General features: G+C 70.5%; 4 protein-coding genes. 2 read left to right on the top strand and 2 right to left on the bottom strand.

Features of this window, described 5'->3' with window-relative positions; translation table 11 throughout:
* Positions 1-184, top strand: a 184-nt coding sequence (locus HY703_07045) for a hypothetical protein (protein MBI4544930.1), incomplete at its 5' end; no start/stop codon positions are given.
* A 29-nt stretch (positions 185-213) separates the two neighbouring features.
* Here the strand turns inward: HY703_07045 and HY703_07050 are convergent.
* Both HY703_07050 and HY703_07055 read right to left on the bottom strand, forming a co-directional pair.
* Entirely contained in the window at positions 214-744 is a 531-nt protein-coding gene (locus HY703_07050) for a hypothetical protein (protein ID MBI4544931.1), read from the bottom strand.
* An 11-nt stretch (positions 745-755) separates the two neighbouring features.
* Positions 756-3,278, bottom strand: coding sequence for a bifunctional YncE family protein/alkaline phosphatase family protein (locus HY703_07055; protein ID MBI4544932.1), 2,523 nt, complete (start codon positions 3,276-3,278; stop codon positions 756-758).
* Positions 3,279-3,573: 295 nt separating this feature from the next.
* On the opposite strand from HY703_07055, the gene HY703_07060 reads away from it, so the two are divergent.
* On the top strand, positions 3,574-3,716 hold a 143-nt coding region (locus HY703_07060; GenBank protein MBI4544933.1), incomplete at its 3' end, for a hypothetical protein.

The raw sequence follows: 3,716 nt of genomic DNA on the forward strand, positions 1-3,716 counted from the left end.
GGAGCCGGGTGCCTGGCAGCCCGCGTTCCGGCTCTGGTCCATGCTCGCCCTGGGCCTTCAGCCCGGCCGGGAGCTGCGCCTCGAGCTGGAAGGCTACGACACCCGCGCCGGCGCTGAAGTCGCCGCCACTCCTGGCTGGCGCTACGGCGCAGCCAGCCTCTCGCTGCGCTGGGCACTGCAGTAGGGGAGCAGGTCACCAAAGGGGGTTGCTCACTAATTCTCCACCGCCGGCCGTCTCATCCGCCTTGACAGGCGCCGGATCGGCCAGTGGAACAGGACGACTGCGCCGAGCAGCCAGAACGGCGCAGCACTCGCGCCGAGAACCGGACCGAGCAGCAACATCAGCACAAACATACCCTGTTCCGCCGCGTAGCCACCGGACCACCGCGGCAGCGCCGCAGCGAACAACACGGCGGTGGTGAGCGCGTATCCCACCACCGGTGCCATTCCCGCGATCAGAGTTGCCCGCAGCCAACTGTCTGGACGGAAGCTTACCAGCCACCCGGCTGCCGCACCGGAGACCACGCCCGCGGGAAGGAACGGCAACACCCATTGCTTCGAGTCTCGCAGGACAGCGTGCAGCAGGTTTCCCTCCAACATGAGCCACTCCGGGTTGTAGGAGCGCAGCCTGAGCGCGAGGAAAGCGACGCCCCAAAGGACCGTCATCAGGAAGCCAAAACTTCCTCCCGCCACTGACCAGCGCAGGTGCCAGCTCAGGCCGCGCGTCATTTCCGGCTGGTTCATTCCACCCCCGTTCACCGCCCCCGCTTCCACTCCAGCGCCGGCATCCGGCGCACGCCCGGATAGGGCGCGTCCTTGCCCTTGACCGTGAGCCACAGCGCGCGGCTGAAGGCGACGTCGTCGCCCAGATCTTCGAGGCGCAGGTCCAGCTCCGCGGAGGCCTCAGCGCCCGGGCCGTCGCTCGGGTTGCGCTCGTCGAGTGAGACGGCCGGGGCGAGCGCCGTGTAGGGCGTCAGGTCGGGCTCGGCCCTGAATATCTCGCGCAGCGGCCGGCCGAAGTAGTCGAACTGCGAGAGCCGGCCCAGGCCCAGGATCTCGCTCATGGTCGCGATCACGTCCGTGGTGTTGGTCCAGCGGTGCGACACCCCCGCGCGGTTGTACGGCGAGATCACGAGCAGGATCGAACGGTGGGAATCGACGTGGTCGGGCCCGTTCTGCGCGTCGTCTTCCAGCACGAACACCACAGTGCTTTTCCAGAACGGGCTGCGCGAGAGCGCTTCGATCACCCGTCCCAGGGCCAGGTCGTTGTCGGCAACATAGGCGCCAGGCGTGGGTCGTCCGGCACGACCGGCGGAGGTGTGGTCGTTGGGCAGGCGCACGATCGAGAGCGCCGGCACCCGGCCCGCCTGGACGAACTCCGCGAACTCGGCCAGCCAGACGTCGGCCCGCTTCTGGTCGGGGATAGTGAGGTCGTAGCCCGGGAACGTCGGATGCGTGTGCGCCGCCAGGAACGGTTTCGTGCCGCGGTACGCTCTGGGCAGGTCGTCCGCCTCCTTCGCCTCCCCTTCGACCACGAACTCGCCGTAGTTGCGGAAGGTGATTCCCGCGCGCTGGGCGAGGTCCCAGAGGTAGCCCAGCGCGGGCTCGGCAACGTCGTCCTCGCCTTCCTCCGACGGGATCCGGCCCAGGCCCCGGTTCGAGCCCTCGTAATCGTAGTGGCGGCCGCGGCTGGAATAGGCGGATGGCACCGTCTTCTGCACGTAGTCGGTCGCGTAGGCCGCCGTAGACCAGTTGTGGCCATCGGCGCTGACCTCCGCGTTGACGAAGAAGCGGTCGAAGATGCCGAACCGCTCGGCCAGCGCGTGGTGATTGGGGCTGATCGGGCGCGGAAAGAGCGTGAGCGTGCTATCGCCATCGGCCTGCGGCAGGTCGCCAAGTACCTGGTCGAAGGTGCGGTTCTCCTTGATGATGTAGATCACGTGCTCGAAGGGCGGGTAAGCGGCGCGCCGGTCGGGCTTCCGGTCCCAGCGGTTGGCGCGGGCGACGCGGCCCGACCAGTGTTCCAGATCCTTCGCCGTCGCGCCCGCCGCAACGATCGTTGTGAGCGTGCCCGAGAGCTGGCCGAGCGTGTACTCGCGCGAGGCGCGCGGCGTGCCCGCCGGCGGCTGCGGCAGCCCCGGATTGGGCGCCGTACCCGCGCCCTTCCCGTTGGCGACGAGCAGGGTATCTCCCGAGACCAGCAGTGCGCTCGGGTACCAGCCGACCGGGATGCGGCCAAGCAGCTTGCCCACCTGCGGTTCTGCAACCGCGGCCGACACTTGCCTCGGGCCCGCGCCCTTCCCCAGCCCCAGCCCGAGCCCCAGCCCTATGCTGTCGACGTCGAAGACGGCGACCGCATTGTTGTCCGCCTCTGCCACAAACAACCGCCTGCCGTCGGCGGAGAGCGCGAGGGCATTGGGCGTGCTCCCTTCCGCCGGCCCGGATGGCGGCGGATCGAGCAGCTCGCCGATGACCTGTCGCGTGCGCGTGTCCACCACCGCGACCCGGTCCGTGCTGCCGGAGGCGACGTAGAGTCGCGAGCCGTCGGCGCTGAGAAGTAGTGCCGATGGGTGTCGAGCAACGCGCAGCCGGCCGGCGTCCATCAGCGTCCCGTCCGGCCGCGGCTCGAAGGCGGAGACCGTATGCCCGCCCCACGCCGAGACGTACACCGTCCCATTGGGCGCGACGGCCACGCCGTACGGGTAGCGCTCGGTGGCGAGGCGCTGCACGACTCGCCCGCTGGCCAGCTCCACCACCGCCAGCGAGTCGGCCAGGTTCTCGGCGACGTACAGCATCCGCTGGTCGGGCGATGGCGCGAGGCCCGCCGGGTAGCGCTTTCCCGCCGAGTTCGGGTGCTTGGGCGCGAGCACCAGGCTGTCGCGCAGTCGGGCGCGGCCGGCATGCCAGTCGTAGCGGTAGACCACATCCTGGTTGCCGCCGGAGACGAGCAGGGTCCGGCCGCCTTCACCGAATGCGATTCCGAGGAATGCCGCCGGCTGCTCGACCGTCTGCTGGATGATGCCCGTGGCGCGGTCCACGACCTGGATCCCCTGCTCGCGCCAGCCGTTGAGCAGCAGGACGACGCGGTCGCCCTCGGGCGCGAGCAGCATGGCCAGCGGCAGGGAGCCGACCGTGGCCGACTGGCCGGCCGGGTCCAGCGTCGCCCCGGTCGGCAGCCGGCCGATGGTGGGTGACAGCTCGGCCCGGGGCCCAGGCCGGCAGGTGGACCAGAGGAGCGCGCACAGCAGCACGACCGCCGGTGTCTTGCGAGTGGGCATGGGAGGCTCCGCAGCGTCCTGGGAGAGAGTGCCGCGCCAATATGCCCCTGCGCCCGAGCTGCAGCCAGAGGGCGGCGTCAGCCGACGGGGAGCCCGAGCCTCAGAGCCTTGCCCTTTCCCCGGGCATGCTCCTCGGACCAGCCGCGCCTGGAATATGATCGTCTCGAGGCGTTTGCCAGGGTACCCGCCCGGCTCTACCTTGCCGGTGCGCGCAGCCACGTGCGCGCATTTCGCTGGTCGTTCCTGCCCTCGTTCCGGAGGAAGGGCACTGCCCGGCCGCAGAGACTTCCTTGCCGTGCTCGGCGCGCTGGGCGCCGCTGGCGTCGGCTTCCTGGCCGGCCGCGGCTCCCGCCGCCAGGCTACAGCCGGCTACCACCCGGCGGTGGCCGGTGGGCCGCTGCTCATCGCCCACCGCGGCGGCGCGGGGCTGGCACCGGA

The organism is Gemmatimonadota bacterium, from assembly GCA_016209965.1.
GTDB lineage: Bacteria > Gemmatimonadota > Gemmatimonadetes > Longimicrobiales > RSA9 > JACQVE01.